The following is a 19,469-nucleotide window of genomic DNA, read 5'->3' as shown; positions in this document are numbered from 1 at the left end:
AGTTACTAAAGAGGCTTTGCTATTCAACAAGAATAGGTTTATTTAATTAACGAATAACTTCTATTAATGAATTTTGTTAGGGCTTCACCTTTCAATAGTCCTTTAGAAAGAAGTGCTAAATCTAAAGATTGCTTAATGATTTCTTCTTTTTTAGCTTCATCTTTTTCTGCTAAAATTTCGCTCATCATTTCATGATTAGCATTTACAATCAGGTTATACATTTCCGGCATATTTCCCATTCCAAACATACCACCGCCGCCAGTTTGTTGCATTTCTTTCATTCTTCGCATAAACTCGGGTTCGGTAATCATTAATGGAGCTTGTTTTGAATCTACAGCTTCCATTTGAACGGTGTATTTTTCTTTGGTGATATACTTTTCAAAAGTCTCTTTTAATTGTTCTTTTTCTTCATCAGACAACTTAGAAATAACTTCTTCATCTTTGCTAATTAAATTGTCGATATGGTCACTATCTACCCTTACAAATGAGATTTTATTTTCTTTAGCAGTTTCAATTTTTTGAATTAAGTGAGAAACAATAGGAGAATCTAACAATAATATTTCGTAGCCTTTTTCTTTCGCTGTTTCAATATAGCTGTGTTGTTCTTCAGCATTTGAAGCATAGAGAATAACAAGCTTATCATTTTTATCGGTTTGCTTGTCTTTAATTTGCTCAACTAATTCATCATAAGTAAAAAATTTATTTTCTGTAGTAGGATAAAGTGCAAATTTGTCTGCTTTTTCAAAGAATTTCTCATCGGTTAACATCCCGTATTCAATCACTACTTTTATGTCGTTCCATTTCTTTTCAAAATCCTCTCTGCTGTTTTTGAAAATCGATTTTAACTTATCAGCAACTTTCTTAGTGATATAATTTGAAATCTTTTTCACCGCACCATCAGCTTGAAGGTAGGAACGCGAAACATTTAATGGAATGTCTGGCGAATCAATAACCCCGCGAAGCATAGTTAAAAACTCAGGAACAATACCCTCCACATTATCAGTTACAAATACTTGATTTTGGTAGAGTTGAATTTTATCCTTTTGAATACTCATATCTTGAGTCATTTTTGGGAAGTATAAAATTCCTGTCAAATTAAATGGATAGTCAACATTTAGGTGAATGTGAAACAATGGTTCTTCAAATTGCATTGGGTAAAGTTCTCTGTAGAAGCTATTGTAATCTTCTTCCTTCAAATCTGTTGGTTGTTTAGTCCAAGCAGGATTTGGATTATTAATGATATTATCTACAGTAACTTTTTTAGGTTCTTCGTCTTCTTTGGCATCTTCTGCCTTAGGGAGTTCTTTTTCTTTAGTACCAAACTTAATGGGTACTGGCATGAATTTGTTGTATTTGGTAAGTAGTTCATTAATTTTGTGGTCTTCTAAAAACTCTTCTTCACCTTCATTAATGTGCAAAACGATTTCCGTGCCTCGTTCTTTTTTGTCATGCTCCTCAAGCGAAAACTCGGTAGTTCCCTCGCAAGTCCAATGAGCAGCAGGTTCGTCTTTCCAAGATTTAGTAAAAATCTCAACTTTATTGGCCACCATAAAAGCCGAATAAAAACCGAGCCCAAAATGACCAATAATGCCTGTGTCTTTAGCGTCAGAATCTTTATATTTTTCCAAAAATTCTTCGGCACCAGAAAAGGCTACTTCATTAATATACTTTTTTACCTCTTCTTGCGTCATTCCCACTCCTTGGTCAATAATGTGAAGGGTTTTGTTTTCTTTATTAATTTTAATTTCAATCTTCGGATTTCCGATTTCAACTTTAGCTTCGCCAATTCTAGCCAAGTGTTTTAATTTTAAAGTTGCATCAGTAGCATTTGAAATTAACTCACGCAGAAAAATCTCGTGATCACTGTAAAGAAATTTCTTAATCAGTGGAAAAATATTTTCAACAGAAACATTAATATTACCAGTTGCCATAATTTTTTTGTGTTTAATTTATAATAAACCTACCAAATAAAATACCACTTCATCTTCTGTGACAAATTGACATTAAATAGTTACAGTATAGACAAAGATTAACAAAACATTCTGTTTAAGTGTTTCGTAAAAATATTAAACAAAATTATATTTGTGACAAATTTGAATTATGGCAACTAAAACTAAACCTAAAAAGAAAAAAATGACCCAAGAAGACTATATGTCCTCTTATATGGATTATGTGTTAACCCACGAAAGAAAGCCCAAATCAGTGTTTAAATTTTGTAAGGATTTAGGTGTTGAAGAAAGTGATTTCTATCAAAATTTTGGCAGTTTTGAAGGTTTGAGAAATAAAATTTGGGAGCATTTCTATCACAATGCCTCAAATTTAATGAATGCTAATGAAGAGGTTATGCAATATGAAAGCAGAGAAAAAATGCTTACCTTTTTCTTTACTTTTTTCGAAATATTAACGGCTAATAGGAGTTATGTAATTTATGTGTTAGATGAGCATGAAGATATGATGAAAAATTTATCTCAGTTGAAGGGATTGAGAAAGAACATTAAATCTTTTGCCCAAGAATTGATTGCTGAAGATAATGACGAAAAGAAATTTAACTTCTTGAAAAATTCTGAAAAGGTTTTTTCTGAAGGGGCTTGGATTCAATTTTTGTTTTTACTGAAATTCTGGAAAGATGATCAATCACCTGGTTTTGAAAAAACAGATGTCGCCATTGAAAAATCTGTAAATACTGTTTTTGATGTGTTTGATAACACACCTTTAGAAAAAGTATTTGATTTTGGTAAATTTTTGTACAAAGAGCAAATGGGTAAATAACTGAATGAAAACAATAGATAAAATACCTACAGGTAAATTAAGTAGAACTTCTAAATTAGTTTCTACAGGTGCTAAGATTGGCACCAATTACCTAAAATATTATTCCAAAAAAGCTTTTAATCCTGAGATAACTAGAGATGAGCTTGATGAGAGTAATGCAACCGATATTTATGACGGTTTAAAAAGTTTAAAAGGAAGTGCATTAAAAGTTGCGCAAATGCTTTCTATGGAAAAAAATCTTTTGCCTAATGCTTATGTTGAAAAATTTTCTTTAGCTCAGTTTAGTGTGCCTCCGCTTTCTCCTCCTTTGGTGAGAAAAACATTTAAAAAATACAACGGCCAATACCCAGAAGAGCTTTTTGACGAATTCACCTCATCTTCTGTTAATGCAGCTAGTATAGGTCAAGTGCATAGAGCTTTAAAGGATGGAAGAAAGCTTGCGGTTAAAATTCAATATCCTGGGGTAGCAGATAGCATTAGTTCAGATTTAAAATTAGTAAAACCAATTGCGCTGAAGATGTTCAATATCAAAGGCAAAGATTCTGATAAATACTTTCAAGAGGTAGAAAATAAATTACTTGAAGAAACCGATTATATTCTTGAGGTAGAACAAAGTAAACGAATTTCAGAAGCTTGCAGCCATATTAAAGGACTTAAATTTCCTATTTACTACCAAGAATTATCTAGTGAGCGAATTATCACAATGGATTGGATGGAAGGAAAGCATCTGTCTGAGTTCGCAAAAACTGATTTTTCAGAAGAAGTAGGGAATAAATTAGGACAATCTCTTTGGAATTTTTACATGTTTCAAATGCACGGGTTGAAAGAAGTTCATGCCGACCCTCATCCTGGAAACTTTTTAGTAAATGAGCAAAACGATTTAATTGCTATTGATTTTGGTTGTATCAAGAAAGTGCCAGATGATTTTTACATTCCTTATTTTGAATTAGCTAATCCAGCGCATATTAATGATATCGATTTTTTTCAGGGCAAACTGCGTGAGCTAGAAATTTTACGTCCTGATGATTCAAAAGAAGAGATTGAATATTTTACAGGTTTGTTTCACGAAATGCTTAGTTTATTTACACAGCCTTTCCACAGCGAAGAATTTGATTTTGGAGATGATGCGTTTTGGTCTCAAATAGCTAATCTTAGCGAAAAGTACTCAAGTGATACACAGTTAAGAAAAATGAATGGAAATAGAGGAAGTAAGCACTTTATATACATAAATAGAACTTTTTTTGGCCTTTATAATCTCTTGAATGATTTAAAAGCCAAAGTGAAGATAAACCAATACAAAAGCATGTTAGATTAAATTTCTTAACTTTTTTATTGGTTAGGTTGGTTGAGAGCCGTTCGTAATTTTTTTACGGCGGCTCTTGTTTATTATGCAAGCACAGTAAAATCTGGAATGTAAATTTGTCATATTTTTAATTTATGCTATCTTGTCGAATCAAATTTTAAGCATTTACAAATGTATCAATCAAAGATTATAGGATTAGGAAAATATGTTCCAGATAATATTGTTACCAACGAAGATTTATCCAAAATTATGGAGACCAGTAATGAATGGATTGTTGAACGAACGGGAATTAAAGAGCGTCGGCATATTGATAAATCAACAGGAGATACCACTGCAGTTATGGGTAAAAAGGCTGCCCTACAAGCAATAGAACGTGCAGGCTTAGATAAAAATGAAATTGATTTAATTGTTTTTGCCACACTAAGTCCTGATTATTATTTTCCTGGATGTGGAGTTCAAATTCAAGACATGTTAGGTATTCATACTTGTCCAGCATTAGATGTAAGAAACCAATGTTCTGGTTTTGTTTATGCACTTTCTGTAGCAGATCAGTTTATCAAAACAGGAATGTATAAAAACGTATTAGTAATTGGTAGTGAAAATCATAGTGGCGGATTAGACATGACAACTCGAGGACGTTCTGTATCGGTAATTTTTGGAGATGGTGCTGGAGCAGCCGTTGTTAGTCGCTCTCAAGAAAATAGTCATGGTATTTTATCCACTCATTTACACTCGCAAGGAGAGTTTGCTGAAGAACTTGCTTTAATTGGCCCAAGTACAAATCATTGGTTGCCTGAGATTATTAAAGAAAACCCTCAAGAAAACATTCCTTATTTTCCTTATATGAATGGGCAATTAGTGTTTAAAAATGCCGTAGTTCGTTTTTCTGAAGTTATCAAGGAAGGTTTAAAGCACAATAACTTAGAAGTTAAAGATATTGATATGCTTATTCCTCATCAAGCAAATTTACGTATATCTCAGTTTATTCAGAAGAAGTTCCAATTAAGCGATGAGCAAGTGTATAACAATATACAGCGTTATGGGAATACTACAGCAGCTTCAATTCCAATAGCCTTAACTGAAGCTTGGGAAGAAGGGAAAATAAAAGTAGGAGATCATGTAGTTTTAGCGGCCTTTGGAAGTGGTTTTACGTGGGGTAGTGTTATTATTAAATGGTAAATATTTAGTTTTAATAAGATTTAAAGGCTTGTGGAAATGAACCCACAAGCCTTTTATATATGGTTCTGTTCTGTTCTTTATTTTGAAGGCTAATTCAAATAAATAGTGTAAGAACCTGTTTATTATATAACGAAAATAATGCCATATTGTTACACACAAACTTCTGCATATTAGTAAATTAACTTTATTTAACGTTGTTTCTATTTTCACATAAAAACATTAAACAATTTTAATATGAAAGATAAAACGAACTTGGTTTTAGGAGCTTCGAGTAAAACTACTCGCTATTCAAAAATGGCTATTGAACTCCTTCAAAATAAAGGAGAAGATGTTATAGCTATTGGTTCAAAAGAGGCTGAGGTTGGCGATGTCAAAATTTTAACAACTTTACCTGATTATGTGAAGCAGGTTCATACGGTAACTATCTATCTAAAGCCACCGCTTCAAAAGCAATATGAGAAGATGATTCTTGATTTACATCCAAAACGTGTTATTTTTAATCCAGGCACCAATAATATAGAGCTTCAAAATAAGTTAGCAAGTGCAGGAGTAGAAGTTTTAAGCGCGTGCACCTTGGTGTTGATTCAAACTAATCAATACTAAACCAAAACTACAGATTAAGGCGTTTAAAATCAACACAAAAAAACCAAATTCAAAACCAAATGAGCTATTTATCCACCAACTTATAAGGTAGGTAAGTATGGGTGCTAAAATTGCAATTAAAGGAATTAAATAATCTCTTGGTTGAAGCTTTGTAAACATACCTATACAAAACATGGCTAGAATGGGACCGTAGGTGTAACCTGCAAATTCAAATAATTTAATGATCACGCTTTCATCTTCAATAACGTACCTAAATAACAGCATTACTCCAATAAAAACTAGAGAAATACAAACATGAATTAATTTTCGATAAACAACTTGCTTGCTTTTTTTTACTTTGGTTTCAATAGATAAAATATCAATACTAAAGGAAGTAGTTAGAGAAGTAAGCGCAGAGTCAGCACTTGAGTAAGCAGCCGCAATTAGTCCAAGCACAAAAAATACAGCTACGGCAAATCCCATATTTCCGCTAGCTGCAATACTAGGAAAAAGTTCGTCTTTTTTGGCTACAATATTATGTAACTCTGCATAATCTATCAATAATAATCCTAAGCTTAAAAATAGAAAATTGACAACTGTTAGCGTAAGTGTAAACCAAAAAATATTTTTCTGAGCGTCTTTTAGATTTTTGCAAGTAAGATTTTTTTGCATCATATCTTGGTCTAAACCTGTCATTACAATAGCAATAAAAGCTCCTGAGATAAACTGTTTCCAAAAGTAATTAGGACTACTTATGTTTTCGGTAAAAAATACTTGGAAATGTTTGTGATTGCCAAGGTATTGAAACATATTTTTTGTGGATATTCCTAAATCTTCAGAAATGTAATAAATACTTACTCCAAGTGCTAATAGCATAAATAAGGTTTGAAGGCTATCTGTCCAAACAATCGTTTTTATACCACTTTTAAAAGTGTATAACCAAATTAAAAATACGGTAACGCTAACAGTTAGGTAAAACGGAACATTAAGTTGGTCAAAAACCAATAATTGAAGTACATTAGCCACTAAAAATAATCGAAAACTTGCGCCTACAAGTCGAGACAAAATAAAAAACCAAGCGCCTGTTTTGTAAGCGTGATTACCAAACCTTGTTCCTAAGTAAGTATAAATGGAAGTTAGGTTTAAACGATAGTACAAGGGTAATAGCACTAAACTGATAACAGCATAACCAAGGGTGTAACCAAGAACCACTTGAAAATAACTAAATTGATCAAATTCTACTGTGCCCGGTATAGAAATAAAAGTAACTCCACTTAGGGAGGCTCCAATCATGCCAAAAGCTACTAAATACCAAGGCGATTGCCGATTAGCTTTAAAAAACTCGTCGTTGTTACCAGACTTATTGGTGAAGAAAGAAATTAGAACTAGAACACCAAAATAGGCAACGATTAAACATATAATCTGAAAGGGAGTCATAAGCTATCTATTATTTAGCAAGACAAATGTAGAAATATTGTTTGCAAAAATCTAAAAAAATGTATTTTTGAATAAAATTAATAGAATGTTTAAATATTACTTATTCTTAGTTAGTTTATTGTTTCTAGGGTTTTCTTTCCATTCTTCTGCTCAGGAATACAAACTGATGGTTGAATCTGGAGATTACAAAGTAGCCGAAATACAAGAAGAAGCAGAACGATACTTCAAAGATCGACAAAAGGGTAGAGGCAGTGGCTACAAACAATTTAAACGCTGGGAATACATGGCACTCAGGTTAATGGATAGCCAGGGCTATTTAAAATCAGAAGACTTTTATGTTCGAGAATTAGAAAAATATACTAGTCAATTTTTACAAAAACCAAGTTCTACTTATGCTTCAAATGATGAGTGGGAGGAGTTGGGACCTTTCGATTACAACGCAACAACTGGATGGAATCCAGGAGTAGGAAGAGTTACTGCTTTTAGCATTGACCCCGAAGATGAGAACCATATTATTGTAGGAGCCAATACAGGCGGAGTTTGGAAAACGCTAGATGGAGGTGAAACTTGGGAACCCTTAAACGACTACTTTTCAAATATGCATGTTTTCTCTACAGCAATGCATCCAACAAATTCGGATATTTATTTTTTTGGTTCAAATGGAGGCAGAATTTATAAATCGATTAATCAAGGAGAAACTTGGACGGAAATAGGTTCGGCTGGTAATTCTTTAGTCAATAAAATTTTAGTTCACCCAAACGATTCAAATATTATGTTTGCCACCTCAGAAAATTCTGGTATTTATAGATCTTCAGACGGAGGCGAAACATGGGAAAAGAAAACCTTTGATAACAGAGGATTTGATATTCAATTTTCACCAACAGATCCTTCTGTAGTTTATATTTCAGGAAGTGGCGTACATAAGTCAACCAATTCTGGAGTAAATTTTACAAGCATTAATGGTTTTAACAATGGCCCTAAAATGATTGGGGTTAGTCCAGATGACGCTAATCGGATTTATGTTTTAGAGGCTGATAATAACGTTTTTGGCGGATTGTATAAATCAGACGATGCGGGAGATACTTTTACTTTACTCTCAGAACACCTTGATAAAAATTACTTCGGCTATAGTACAGTTGCTGATGATGATTTAGGTCAAGCGCCAAGAGATATGGCTATTGCAGTTAGCCCTAATAATAAAGATGAAGTTCATATAGCAGGTATTAATGCGTGGCGTTCTATAGACGGTGGCACAAACTTCTTGCCTACTTCAGATTGGGTTCCTGGAAATGCTGCCAATGCGGGGTTGGGTTATTGTCATGCTGATGTTGACATCATGGAATTTTATGGTGATGTACTCTATGTAGGAACTGATGGTGGTTTTTTTAAAGTAGAGGATTCTGAAAATATTACCGCGGGCTATTTTACAGACTTATCTCAAAATTTAGGTATTCGTCAGTTTTATAAAATTGGGGTAGCTCAAACTCAAGAAACACAAGTTTCAGGTGGATCTCAAGATAATGGCACATCTATTTATAATGCAGTAACTGAAGAATGGATTGATTGGATAGGTGGCGATGGAATGGAAAGCTTTTATGATAAAGATAATCCAGAGATTGTTTATGGTACGGTACAATTTGGGGGGTTGCATAAATCAGAAAATAATGGACAAAGCCTTGCTCAAATAAATTCGCCAACTGGTTCTGGAAATTGGGTAACTCCATTTACACAACACCCCACCGAGGAAAATACAATCTTTGTAGGTTATAATCAAATTTTTAAATCCGAAAATGGAGGTTTAAGTTGGGATACTTACTCGCCTCCATTTGCTTCTAATCTTGATCATATAGAAATTGCTCAATCAAATCCAAATGTTGTTTTTGCATCATATGGAAATACGCTTGTTAAAACAACGGTTAATGGTCTTGGTTGGCTAACAGTAACCAATAGCCTTGGTTTTATTAATTCTATAGCTGTTCACCCGCAAAATCAGAATCAAGTGGCAGTTGCTACAAACGATAATTCAAAAGTTTTTGTTACTGAGGATGGAGGAGCTAACTGGGAGTCATTTCAATTCAATTTGCCTGATTTTCAGGCCCTGGATTTAACTTGGGATAATACAGATAAAAACGGATTGTACTTAGGAATGAATTATGGAGTGTACTACATAAATGACGAATTGAATGAATGGATTCCTTACAACACTAACTTACCCAATGTGATTATTAACGAATTAGAAATTAATTTTGAACAAAATAAAATATATGCAGGAACTTACGGACGAGGCTTATGGGTTAGTGATTTGTATGAAACTACTTTCTCTTCAGAAGAATTTGCCAAATTAGAGGAGTTTAAAATGTATCCTAATCCCACAACAAATAAAGTAAGCTTTTCTTTAGATTATGAGGGATTGTCTTATCTACAGGTTTATTCACAAACAGGAAAGCTTATTATAGATAAAAAATCATTAGACCTAACTACTGAATTTACTTTAGACGTAAGCAGCTTTAAATCGGGAGTATATTTTGTTAAGATTGATAATGCTGTAGGCACTAGTACCAAAAAACTAATTATAAATTAAGTGAATTTTTCTTCTAAAATTTTAGAAAATGCAGTTCAAGAAGTAGCTCTGCTGCCTGGAATAGGTAAGCGTACAGCTCTTCGTTTAGTTCTTCATTTATTAGATCAACCTTCAGAGCGAACTACAAATTTAGCGAGTGCTTTGGTAGATTTAAAAATGAAAATTAAATTTTGTAAGGAATGTCACAATATAAGTGATCAACCTATCTGCGAAATTTGTGCAGATGCTAAAAGAGACCAAAGCTTAATATGCATTGTAGAGGATGTAAGAGACGTTATGGCTATAGAAAATACGCAACAATTTTCTGGAGTTTATCATGTGCTTGGTGGAAAAATAAATCCGATGGAAGGAATAGGACCTTCAGACTTAACTATCGATTCATTGATTCATAAAGTGAATTCATCAGAGATAACAGAATTAATTTTTGCACTTAGTAGCACCATGGAAGGAGATACAACAAACTACTATATTTTTAAGCAGATAGAAAAATCATCAATTAAGGTTTCTACAATTGCCCGAGGTATAGCTGTAGGCGATGAGCTTGAATATGCAGATCAAATTAGTTTAGGCCGAAGTATTTTACAACGTGTTCCTTTTGAAAACTCATTAAAAAATTAATAGTGGAGCTATCTATAATCATATTAACTTTCAAAGTTCCGCACTATTTAAACTTATGTTTAGGCTCTGTAAGAGAATCAATAGAAGCAATAGATGCAGAAGTTATTGTGGTCAATAATGCAAAAGATAAAGCAACCTCTCAATTAGTTCAAAATGAATTTCCAGAATTTATATACTTACAAAATGATTCTAATTTAGGATTTTCTGCGGGTAATAACGTAGGTGTTAAGCGTGCTAAAGGCAGTTATATTTGCCTTTTAAATCCAGATACAATAGTAGGTAAAAATACATTTAAAAATTTGTTAGCTAAAGCAAAATCACTCACTAACCTTGGCGCATTAGGCCCCTATTTAATGAATGGAACAGGGCATTTCTTGCCAGAAAGTAAAAGAAATATTCCTACTCCACAAGTTGTTTTTTCTAAATTACTGGGAAAAAATAAAAGTTATTATCCAGAACATATAAAAACAAAAGATTTTAGTGAAGTTGAAATACTAGTTGGTGCCTTTATGTTGATGAGAAAAGATAGGTATTGGCAAGTTGGTGGACTAGATGAAACCTATTTTATGTATGGTGAAGATATTGATTTAAGCTATTCTTTTCTAAAACACAATTATAAAAACTACTATCTAGGAAGTGAAAAAGTAATTCATTTTAAAGGAGAAAGTACGGTTAAGAATAAGGTTTACGTTAATCGGTTTTATAATGCAATGTTGATTTTTTACAATAAACATTTCAATCAATCCCTGCTATTATCTAATTTAGCGAAAATGATGCTGATTTTCATTAAATTAGTAGCCATTTCTAGAGTAAATAAACATGTTGTTAAGCGGAAGCTAAAAATCAAAAATTTAGTATTTGTTAATTGTAACAAAGATATAATCAACGCATTTTCTACACATGTAAAATTTGAAAGCGCAAAAAAACACCAACTAAAGGCCGCTGCAGCACAACAATTCAAAGAAAAAGAAAGCCTTTTTATTCTTGATGCCAATCAACTTTCTTATCAGCAAATAATTAATTTAATAGTTGAAAATCATGATATTGGCTTATACTACAGAATACGTCCAAAAGGAGCTAATTACATTATTGGAAGCGATTCAAGTTATATACAAGGGGAAGTACTTGAGTTTTAACTTTTAAATATAATTAAGTAAAAGTAGGCTTAAATTTATTAAATTCGCAATCTGAATTAAAAAATAACCGCTAAGGTAAAGATATGGCAAAATTCGAATTAAAACTACCCAAAATGGGTGAGAGCGTTGCAGAAGCAACAATCACTAACTGGTTAAAGGAGGTTGGTGATGAAATTGAAGCTGATGAGCCAGTTTTAGAAATTGCTACTGATAAAGTTGATTCTGAAGTTCCTAGTGAAGTTGATGGAAAGCTTATTGAAAGGTTTTTTAATGTGGATGATGTAGTTAAAGTTGGTGAAGTCATTGCAATTATTGAAACCGACGCAGAGACCACTCAAGAGGAGAGTCAAAGTCAAACTGATTCTGATGCTGCAAATGAAGAGGTATTAGCTACTGCTGAAAAAGCCGCTGAATTTTTAGATCAGGCTAAATCAACTACAAAAAGCCAAGATTTTTCTGAAGCTAAACGTTTTTACTCACCTTTAGTTAAGAATATTGCAAAAGAAGAAGGCGTTACACTTCAAGAGTTAGAAAGCATTCAAGGCAGTGGTCTTGAAGGAAGAGTAACAAAAGATGATATGTTGTCTTATTTAGAAAATAGAGCTTCTGGAAAAATCTCATCAAGTGTAACTGATAAAGCTCAACCTGAGCAAGAAACTGCTACAAGTAAGCCTGTTGTTCCAACAACTCCTGTAAATGTGAATGCTGAAGATGAGATTATTGAAATGTCAAGAATGGGTAAATTGATTTCTCATCACATGGTGCAAAGTGTACAAACATCTGCTCATGTTCAATCTTTTATAGAAGCAGACGTTACAAAAATTTGGAATTGGAGAAAGAAAAATAAAGCTGCTTTTGAAAAGCGAGAGGGAGAAAAGCTAACATTTACTCCTATATTTATGGAAGCTGTGGCTAAAGCGATTAAAGATTTTCCAATGATTAATATTTCAGTAGATGGAGATCGAGTAATAAAGCGCAAACACATCAATTTAGGAATGGCGGCAGCTCTTCCTGACGGAAACCTCATTGTTCCTGTTATTAAAGATGCCGATCAGCTGAACTTACTTGGAATGGCAAAAAAAGTTAATGACTTAGCTGGACGTTCAAGAATAGGAAAACTTAAACCCGACGAAACTCAAGGAGGAACTTATACAGTAACCAATGTAGGTACTTTTGGAAGCATAATGGGAACACCAATTATCAACCAACCACAAGTAGCTATTTTAGCACTAGGCGCTATAAGAAAAGTTCCAGCAGTAATTGAAACTTCAGAAGGAGATTTCATAGGAATTAGATACAAAATGTTTTTATCACATTCTTATGACCACCGAGTGGTTAATGGTGCACTGGGCGGACAATTTGTTCAACGTGTAGCGCAATACTTAGAATCTTTTGACAATGAAAGGTCTATTTAAAAAACTATAGTACAGGTTGCTAGAGTTTAGTAATCAATTTAATTTAAAGGCTGTCTTAAGAAGGCAGCCTTTTTATATTGTTTCAATTTAAAGTTTAATCGCTAATGAGCTAGTTATAAAAAAGGAATCTTTAACCAATTCATTGTTTTGTTGAAAAAGTTCATTGTTACCTAGAAAATGTCTTGCTTCAATTCGCCATAAAATCAAGCTTGTGATTTGATAATCGAATGTAAGTGAGTACGAAGAAACTTGAAACCCAAAATTGTTTACTAAATCAGAAGCTATAATAACATTGTCTTGGTCATCAAAATATTCAACTCTTCCTGCAAGTTTACTTTTTTCATTTAATTGGTATTGGGCAATCAGGTTAGGGGAAAACCAATTGCTGTATTGGCTACTACCTTTTTCTTTCTGTTGCCAGCCTGAGTCTAAGCCAAATATAAATTTCCAATGCATATTGGGTTGGTAAATTGTATAAAAGTTATGGAAATATCTGTTTTTTTTGAATTCATCAGGAAAATCATTACCCACAAACGAGCTTGAATTAAAAGTCCATTGCTTATTTGGTTGATAGGTGATTTGATGACCAAAAGCTGGCGAAGAATTGCCTTCTACTCGTTGTATGCGTTGCCACCCATTAAGGTAGGACAAAGAGAAATCCCATAGTTTATTTGAAGAAGTATAACTTAATTTAACTCCAGCTAGATAATAAGGCGAATTTTCGGCCATAATGCTGCGTGATAATGTCAGGTTATTTGCACCAATAGCGCTCTCAAATCCAATATGAGAATCAAATATACCCGCATCTAACCACAATTGATGATTTTTTGTAAGTTTTACACCAGCGTTTGCTCTAAATATATTTTTCATAACATCAGGTTCGTCGGCTAAATTTACATTAGCATAGGTTCCTGTCATTAAAGCTAGATTTGCTCTTACCTCATCGCTAATATAACTGGCTTGTATAAATCCAATGTTTAAATTAACTTCATTATGACGATTAAAATTGTACAGAAAACCGGGTATCTCGTTAGATTTAGGTTGGTTAAAATCATAGTTATAGTAACTTTCTATATAGGTTGACAATTCAATCTTTTCAATCCAAGCTTGTCCTTGAACATAATTTGCTAAAAGAAGCGCATATAGGGTGTATATAATTTTCCTCATGTTTTCAAAAATAGAAAAATAAATTAAAATTAATCATTTTTTTATCAGCTTCAGTTTTCAAAATCCAAGGCAATTTAGAATTTTAAGTTTTTAAAATAACTTTTGGATAATTTGTTATTGGCAAACAAAAAAAAGCTATCCGAAGATAGCTTTAATTATTAACCAAAAAAACTTTAACTATGAAACACAAACTTTTCTACTAAGATTGTTTTATGGAAAAAAAATCCGCTTAGAATTTCATCCAAGCGGATAAATTATAAAATTTTTACAACTATAAACTAGCTACATGTTTAGCTAACTGCGATTTTAAATTGGCGGCTTTATTGTTGTGAATAATATTTTTTTTAGCCAACTTATCAACCATAGAAACCACCTTAGGAAGTTCGTTTGATGCTTCTTCTTTAGAAGCAATAGATTTTAACTTCTTGATAGCGTTTCTTGTAGTTTTGTGTTGATATTTGTTACGAAGTCTTTTTGCTTCGTTACTTCTAATTCTTTTTAATGCTGACTTATGATTTGCCATTTCAATTTTCTTTTTTTTGTAGTCCGTAGGGGAATCGAACCCCTGTTACCAGGATGAAAACCTGGCGTCCTAACCACTAGACGAACGGACCCTTGATTTTCTTCAATATTTGTAGTCCGTAGGGGAATCGAACCCCTGTTACCAGGATGAAAACCTGGCGTCCTAACCACTAGACGAACGGACCGTCTGCTTATTTGCGGTTGCAAAAATAGTTTATTTTGTCATTTATCCAAAATATTTGAATAAAAAAAAACAAAAAAATTAATAGGCTTTAGCAAAAAGCACTCTTCCTTCTGATTTTGAGTTAGTTAATACGCATTTTCCAGCTTCTTTCTCTTGCTTGTCTGGAATGCATCTTATGGTGGCTTTGGTAAGTTCTTTTATTTTTTGTTCGGTTTCTTCTGTACCGTCCCAATGAGCTGCTATAAAACCTCCTTTTTTTTCTAGAACTTCCTTAAATTCTTCAAAGGTATCTACTTTTGTAGTGTGTGATTCTTGGAAATCTAATGCTTTATTGTACAACGAATCTTGAATTTCATCCATTAAAGCAACAACACGGTCAACTACTTCGTTTCTTTGTATAAATTCTTTCGATAGATTGTCTCTTCTAGCTAGTTCTACTGTTCCTTTTTCTAAGTCTTTAGGTCCAATAGCAATTCTTGTGGGTACACCTTGTAATTCATATTGCGCAAATTTCCAACCCGGCTTATGTGTATCTCTATGGTCAAACTTTACGCGAATTCCTTTGTCTCTAAATTCTTTCATTAATTCTTCAGCTACCTCAGTGATTTGGTCAAGTTGTTCTTGTTTTCTGTAAATAGGTACAATAACAACTTGGTAAGGAGCAAGTTTTGGAGGTAAGACCAAGCCCTGGTCATCACTGTGGCTCATAATTAATGCACCCATTAAACGAGTAGATACCCCCCAACTTGTGGCCCAGACATATTCTTGTTTTCCTTCTTTAGAAGTATATTTAACATCAAATGCTTTAGCAAAGTTTTGCCCTAAAAAGTGCGAGGTTCCAGCTTGAAGTGCTTTTCCATCTTGCATTAAGGCTTCAATGCAATAGGTTTCAACAGCACCAGCAAAACGTTCACTTGGACTTTTCCTTCCTTTAATAACGGGTATGGCTAATACTTCTCTTGCAAATTCGGCATAAACTTCGTTCATTTTTTCGGCTTCTTCAATAGCTTCTGCTTTTGTAGCGTGAGCGGTATGCCCTTCTTGCCATAAAAATTCAGCCGTTCTTAAAAATAAGCGAGTGCGCATCTCCCAACGAACTACATTAGCCCACTGATTAACTAAAATAGGTAAATCTCTATAGGATTGAATCCAGTTCTTGTACGTGCTCCATATAATAGCTTCAGAAGTAGGCCTAACAATTAATTCTTCTTCTAACTTAGCCTCAGGATCAACAATTAATTTACCTTGGTTGTCTGGGTCATTTTTTAACCGATAATGGGTAACCACCGCACATTCTTTCGCAAAGCCTTCAGCATTTTTTTCTTCTGCTTCAAAAAGGTGCTTCGGAACAAATAATGGAAAATAAGCGTTTTCATGTCCGGTTTCTTTAAATCGTCTATCTAAATCGCTTTGCATTTTTTCCCATATAGCATAACCATAAGGTTTTATTACCATACTGCCTCGAACAGCAGAATTTTCAGCTAAATCGGCTTCCACTACTAGCTGATTATACCATTTTGAATAATCTTGAGATCTCGGCGTTAACTTTTTACTCATATTAGTTAATTTCTTATTTTGGCACAAAAATTGCTCTATATTAATTGATAATTAATTAGTTCGCAAAACTAAGTAAAATAACAATAAGTAAAACAATTTAAAACCACAAGTTATGTTATTCAACAATCTTAAAACAAATTTAAAAGCGCTCGGTATGGGCGTCGTTACCGTGGTTTTTATGTCTTCTTGTGGTTCTTATCACAATGTAGGAGCCAATGATGGTATATACGGTAGCAGGTCAACCCCTGCCAACGAACAGCAAATGGCTTCGAGTCAGCCAAGAGTTCAGCAATCTTCAGGTAGCACAACTACCAACACAGATTATTCTAATTATTTTGGTGAGCAAAGTCAGCAAATTTCTCAAGCTAGAGGGGTTGACAACGGCAACAATAACGTACAAGGAAGACCTGCGCAACAACAAGATGATTATTATTATGAAGATGAAGTATATTATGACGACTTAGGTGGTCAGGCTGCAGCTAATCCTGGTTGGGGGAGTGCTGGTTCTAACGTTACCGTCAATGTGATGGGTGGCGGCTTCTATGATCCATTTTGGGGTCCTGGTTGGGGTTACGGTGGTTTCTATGGCCCTAGATGGGGCTGGGGCGGTTTTTACGGTCCTGGTTGGGGCTGGGGCGGAGGCTTTGGTTTTGGCTGGGGCGGTGGCTTCTATGGCCCTGGTTGGGGCTGGGGAGGTGGTTACTACGGTCCTGGTTGGGGTGGTTACTATGGAGGAGGCTATTATGCTGGAGTTTATCATAGAACCTATAGAAATGGAAGAGCAGGTTTATCTGGACAACGTTACCGAAGTTCTGTTGCTTCTAATGGATATCGATCTGATGTTCGCTCAAATCAAGGCAGAAACGGAAGTCGTTCTCAAGGTGTGAGAAGTAATCAAAGTGTCCGTTCTAATAATAATGCAACACGTTCAAATAGAAATATACGAGGTACATCAACTACACGTCAAGCTGGGGTTAGAGGAACTTCTAGAAGTAGAAACCTAAGAGGAAATACTAGAGGCTCTACTGTAAGAGGAAATACACGTGGTTCTAATGTAAGAGGAGCTAATACAAGAGCAACACGAGGAAATGTTAGTCGTGTAAGAAACCCTAGAAGTGTAAATGCTAGAGCAACTTCGCGTGGCAATATAAATAGAAGCTCTGTCCGATCTACCAATAGAAGTAATGTTAGAAAGACAAATAAAAGTACACGTACTAGATCATCAATTAAAACTAGTTCACCGAGTAGAAGCTCAGGAAGTATGCGCTCTTCTGGAGGCGGTATGAGAAGTTCTGGAGGAATGCGCTCTGGTGGAGGTAGATCTGGAGGTAGAAGATAAATCTAATTTTAAAAAGGAAAACTAATGAAACACTTAGGTATAAAACTCTTCTTTATCTCACAAGATGACGAAAGTGTTACATTTGAAATTAATAAAAAATAGCTTGGAACAAATGAAAAATATAGCAATAAGTTTAAGTCTTGTGTTGGTAAGCTTTACGCTTACCGCACAAGATATTTTTGATGGACTAAGGTACTCTACGCAAGAATTATCTGGCACAGCTCGATTTGTTGGAATGGGAGGAGCTTTTGGCGCTTTAGGAAATGACCTATCTTCAATTAAAGTTAACCCTGCAGGCTCTGCCGTTTTTAATTCTAATGCAGCGTCATTTACTTTTGATTATAGAAGGAATAATGTAGATACGCAATTTGGAAATCCAAACTTAGAAGTAGGCGAAGCTTCTCGTTCAAGAAGTAGATTGGGAATGCCTCAAGTAGGGGGGGTCTTTGTTTTTGAAAGCAATGATCCTAATGCTGCAGTTCAAAAATTTACTTTTGGAATTAATTACGAGAGAACAGGTAACTTTAATCGAAACTTCAGAGCTTTTGGAACAACTACCGAAAGTATTGGAGATTATTTTGTAAATCGTGCTAATGGAATTGCAGTTAATAACTTATTCATCAATGATGGAGAGTCTTTAGATGGAGTATATCGATTTATGGGAAGTAATTTTGGCTTAGAAGGGCAGGAGGCTCTTCTAGGTTATCAAGGGTTTTTAATTAGCCCTGAAAGTGGAGCAAATAATGAAACCCAATACAATTCTAATATACAAGGGTCAAGTTACGGCAATGATATGATACAAAGAGAATCAGGAATTAACTCTGTTATTAACTTTAATCTTGGCTTACAAGTTAACGATCAGTTATACGTAGGAGCTAACTTAAATGCTCATGTTATAAATTTTGATCGATATACTTCTTATTTTGAAAGCGTCAATAACCCACAAGGAGAGGTGTTAGATTTGTTTTATGAAAACGATTTGCGTGTAAGAGGTAGTGGTTTTTCTATGCAATTAGGCGCAATTTATGTTGTAGAAGGTTTGCGATTAGGAGCATCATTAACTACACCTACTTGGTATAATATTGAAGAAGACCTTACCCAAGGCATTGATGTTTTAACAGAGAATGAAGGCAATATTGCACTTTTCCCAGATGTGATTAATTTTTTTCCTTCCTACTCCTTTAGAAGCCCAGGAAAAGCGACAGCAAGTATAGCTTATGTGTTTGGTCAGTCAGGCTTATTGAGTTTAGATTACACCTATCAAGATTTCGCAAATCAACGTTTTTCAAGTGGATTAGGCCTAAATGGGCAAATAAGCAATACCTTTCAATCTACGCATAACCTAAATATTGGCGGTGAATATGTCTATGATGTATGGAGTTTTAGAGGGGGTTACAATTACACTCAATCACCGCAATCACCGCAATCACAGTTTAAAGATGATTTCTTTTTTGGCGATTCTCACGGGTATTCAGCAGGCTTGGGTTATAAATTTGGGAATAATAATATTGATTTTGCTTACCGATTAACTAATTTTGACCGAGAAGAGCAGTTTGTTCAAACAGGTCTTTCAACTGCTGCATTTTCAGAAAACACAATTCATCAAGTTATGATGACTTATAGCTTCTTGTTTTAAATAAAAATATTGTTGTTGTTGTTTTAAGATGAGTGAAAAAAAGC

General features: G+C 34.1%; 15 protein-coding genes and 2 tRNA genes. 10 read left to right on the top strand and 7 right to left on the bottom strand.

The genetic code is table 11. The annotated features are described in order from the left end of the window. Positions 1–38 precede the first annotated feature (38 nt). Positions 39–1,931: a molecular chaperone HtpG gene (htpG, locus tag G7034_RS00290; RefSeq protein ID WP_166398962.1), complete on the bottom strand. Its 1,893-nt coding sequence runs from the start codon at positions 1,929–1,931 to the stop codon at positions 39–41. A gap of 169 nt (positions 1,932–2,100) precedes the next feature. On the opposite strand from htpG, the gene G7034_RS00285 reads away from it, so the two are divergent. The 4 genes from G7034_RS00285 (at position 2,101) to G7034_RS00270 (ending at position 5,854) form a co-directional block, all read left to right on the top strand. Then, positions 2,101–2,769, top strand: a complete 669-nt coding sequence (locus tag G7034_RS00285) for a TetR family transcriptional regulator C-terminal domain-containing protein (RefSeq protein WP_166398961.1) — start codon at positions 2,101–2,103, stop codon at positions 2,767–2,769. 4 nt (positions 2,770–2,773) lie between these two features. Continuing rightward, positions 2,774–4,084: an ABC1 kinase family protein gene (locus tag G7034_RS00280; RefSeq protein ID WP_166398960.1), complete on the top strand. Its 1,311-nt coding sequence runs from the start codon at positions 2,774–2,776 to the stop codon at positions 4,082–4,084. Positions 4,085–4,243: 159 nt separating this feature from the next. Then, positions 4,244–5,251, top strand: a complete 1,008-nt coding sequence (locus G7034_RS00275; RefSeq protein WP_166398959.1) for a 3-oxoacyl-ACP synthase III family protein — start codon at positions 4,244–4,246, stop codon at positions 5,249–5,251. 234 nt (positions 5,252–5,485) lie between these two features. Beyond that, complete coding sequence (locus G7034_RS00270) at positions 5,486–5,854, top strand: CoA-binding protein (RefSeq protein WP_166398958.1); 369 nt, start codon at positions 5,486–5,488, stop codon at positions 5,852–5,854. Here the strand turns inward: G7034_RS00270 and G7034_RS00265 are convergent. Next, positions 5,810–7,270 carry a sodium:solute symporter gene (locus tag G7034_RS00265; RefSeq protein ID WP_166398957.1) on the bottom strand — a complete coding sequence of 487 codons (1,461 nt, stop codon included), beginning with the start codon at positions 7,268–7,270 and terminating at the stop codon, positions 5,810–5,812. The genes G7034_RS00270 and G7034_RS00265 overlap by 45 nt on opposite strands. A gap of 85 nt (positions 7,271–7,355) precedes the next feature. Here G7034_RS00265 and G7034_RS00260 point away from each other — a divergent pair, with 85 nt between their 5' ends. The 4 genes from G7034_RS00260 to G7034_RS00245 all read left to right on the top strand — a co-directional run bounded on the left by G7034_RS00260 (position 7,356) and on the right by G7034_RS00245 (position 13,020). Further along, the gene (locus G7034_RS00260) at positions 7,356–9,851 is read left to right on the top strand and encodes a T9SS type A sorting domain-containing protein (protein ID WP_166398956.1); all 2,496 of its coding nucleotides are present in this window, start codon (positions 7,356–7,358) and stop codon (positions 9,849–9,851) included. After that, complete coding sequence (recR, locus tag G7034_RS00255; protein ID WP_166398955.1) at positions 9,852–10,469, top strand: recombination mediator RecR; 618 nt, start codon at positions 9,852–9,854, stop codon at positions 10,467–10,469. It abuts the gene before it with no gap. 2 nt (positions 10,470–10,471) lie between these two features. Further along, positions 10,472–11,605 carry a glycosyltransferase family 2 protein gene (locus G7034_RS00250; protein ID WP_166398954.1) on the top strand — a complete coding sequence of 378 codons (1,134 nt, stop codon included), beginning with the start codon at positions 10,472–10,474 and terminating at the stop codon, positions 11,603–11,605. A gap of 83 nt (positions 11,606–11,688) precedes the next feature. Beyond that, a complete protein-coding gene (locus G7034_RS00245) occupies positions 11,689–13,020 on the top strand; it encodes a dihydrolipoamide acetyltransferase family protein (protein ID WP_166398953.1) in 1,332 nt (443 codons plus the stop codon). 87 nt (positions 13,021–13,107) lie between these two features. On the opposite strand, the gene G7034_RS00240 is transcribed toward G7034_RS00245, so the two are convergent. The 5 genes from G7034_RS00240 to proS form a co-directional block, all read right to left on the bottom strand. Continuing rightward, on the bottom strand, positions 13,108–14,187 hold the full coding sequence (locus G7034_RS00240) for a porin (RefSeq protein WP_166398952.1): 1,080 nt from the start codon (positions 14,185–14,187) through the stop codon (positions 13,108–13,110). Between the two features lie 271 nt (positions 14,188–14,458). After that, positions 14,459–14,710, bottom strand: a complete 252-nt coding sequence (gene rpsT / locus G7034_RS00235) for a 30S ribosomal protein S20 (protein WP_166398951.1) — start codon at positions 14,708–14,710, stop codon at positions 14,459–14,461. Positions 14,711–14,729: 19 nt separating this feature from the next. Further along, positions 14,730–14,801: transfer RNA gene (locus G7034_RS00230), tRNA-Glu, on the bottom strand. A gap of 21 nt (positions 14,802–14,822) precedes the next feature. Further along, positions 14,823–14,894: transfer RNA gene (locus G7034_RS00225), tRNA-Glu, on the bottom strand. A gap of 77 nt (positions 14,895–14,971) precedes the next feature. Next, positions 14,972–16,450: a proline--tRNA ligase gene (proS, locus tag G7034_RS00220; protein WP_166398950.1), complete on the bottom strand. Its 1,479-nt coding sequence runs from the start codon at positions 16,448–16,450 to the stop codon at positions 14,972–14,974. A gap of 154 nt (positions 16,451–16,604) precedes the next feature. Here proS and G7034_RS00215 point away from each other — a divergent pair, with 154 nt between their 5' ends. Further along, positions 16,605–17,789 carry a hypothetical protein gene (locus G7034_RS00215; RefSeq protein ID WP_187349841.1) on the top strand — a complete coding sequence of 395 codons (1,185 nt, stop codon included), beginning with the start codon at positions 16,605–16,607 and terminating at the stop codon, positions 17,787–17,789. Between the two features lie 112 nt (positions 17,790–17,901). Then, positions 17,902–19,425: an OmpP1/FadL family transporter gene (locus G7034_RS00210; protein WP_166398948.1), complete on the top strand. Its 1,524-nt coding sequence runs from the start codon at positions 17,902–17,904 to the stop codon at positions 19,423–19,425. Positions 19,426–19,469: the final 44 nt, after the last annotated feature.

Source organism: Psychroflexus maritimus (assembly GCF_011089875.1).
Classification (GTDB): Bacteria; Bacteroidota; Bacteroidia; order Flavobacteriales; family Flavobacteriaceae; genus Psychroflexus; species Psychroflexus maritimus.
This window is presented reverse-complemented; position numbering and strand designations above follow the sequence as displayed.

What these genes read in the sequence shown, in the direction of transcription:
- htpG (WP_166398962.1), bottom strand. Translation starts at nt 1,931, where the DNA reads ATGGCAACTGGTAATATTAATGTTTCTGTTGAAAATATTTTTCCACTG.
- G7034_RS00285 (WP_166398961.1), top strand. Translation starts at nt 2,101, where the DNA reads ATGGCAACTAAAACTAAACCTAAAAAGAAAAAAATGACCCAAGAAGAC.
- G7034_RS00280 (WP_166398960.1), top strand. Translation starts at nt 2,774, where the DNA reads ATGAAAACAATAGATAAAATACCTACAGGTAAATTAAGTAGAACTTCT.
- G7034_RS00275 (WP_166398959.1), top strand. Translation starts at nt 4,244, where the DNA reads ATGTATCAATCAAAGATTATAGGATTAGGAAAATATGTTCCAGATAAT.
- G7034_RS00270 (WP_166398958.1), top strand. Translation starts at nt 5,486, where the DNA reads ATGAAAGATAAAACGAACTTGGTTTTAGGAGCTTCGAGTAAAACTACT.
- G7034_RS00265 (WP_166398957.1), bottom strand. Translation starts at nt 7,270, where the DNA reads ATGACTCCCTTTCAGATTATATGTTTAATCGTTGCCTATTTTGGTGTT.
- G7034_RS00260 (WP_166398956.1), top strand. Translation starts at nt 7,356, where the DNA reads ATGTTTAAATATTACTTATTCTTAGTTAGTTTATTGTTTCTAGGGTTT.
- G7034_RS00245 (WP_166398953.1), top strand. Translation starts at nt 11,689, where the DNA reads ATGGCAAAATTCGAATTAAAACTACCCAAAATGGGTGAGAGCGTTGCA.
- G7034_RS00240 (WP_166398952.1), bottom strand. Translation starts at nt 14,187, where the DNA reads ATGAGGAAAATTATATACACCCTATATGCGCTTCTTTTAGCAAATTAT.
- rpsT (WP_166398951.1), bottom strand. Translation starts at nt 14,710, where the DNA reads ATGGCAAATCATAAGTCAGCATTAAAAAGAATTAGAAGTAACGAAGCA.
- proS (WP_166398950.1), bottom strand. Translation starts at nt 16,450, where the DNA reads ATGAGTAAAAAGTTAACGCCGAGATCTCAAGATTATTCAAAATGGTAT.
- G7034_RS00215 (WP_187349841.1), top strand. Translation starts at nt 16,605, where the DNA reads ATGGGCGTCGTTACCGTGGTTTTTATGTCTTCTTGTGGTTCTTATCAC.
- G7034_RS00210 (WP_166398948.1), top strand. Translation starts at nt 17,902, where the DNA reads ATGAAAAATATAGCAATAAGTTTAAGTCTTGTGTTGGTAAGCTTTACG.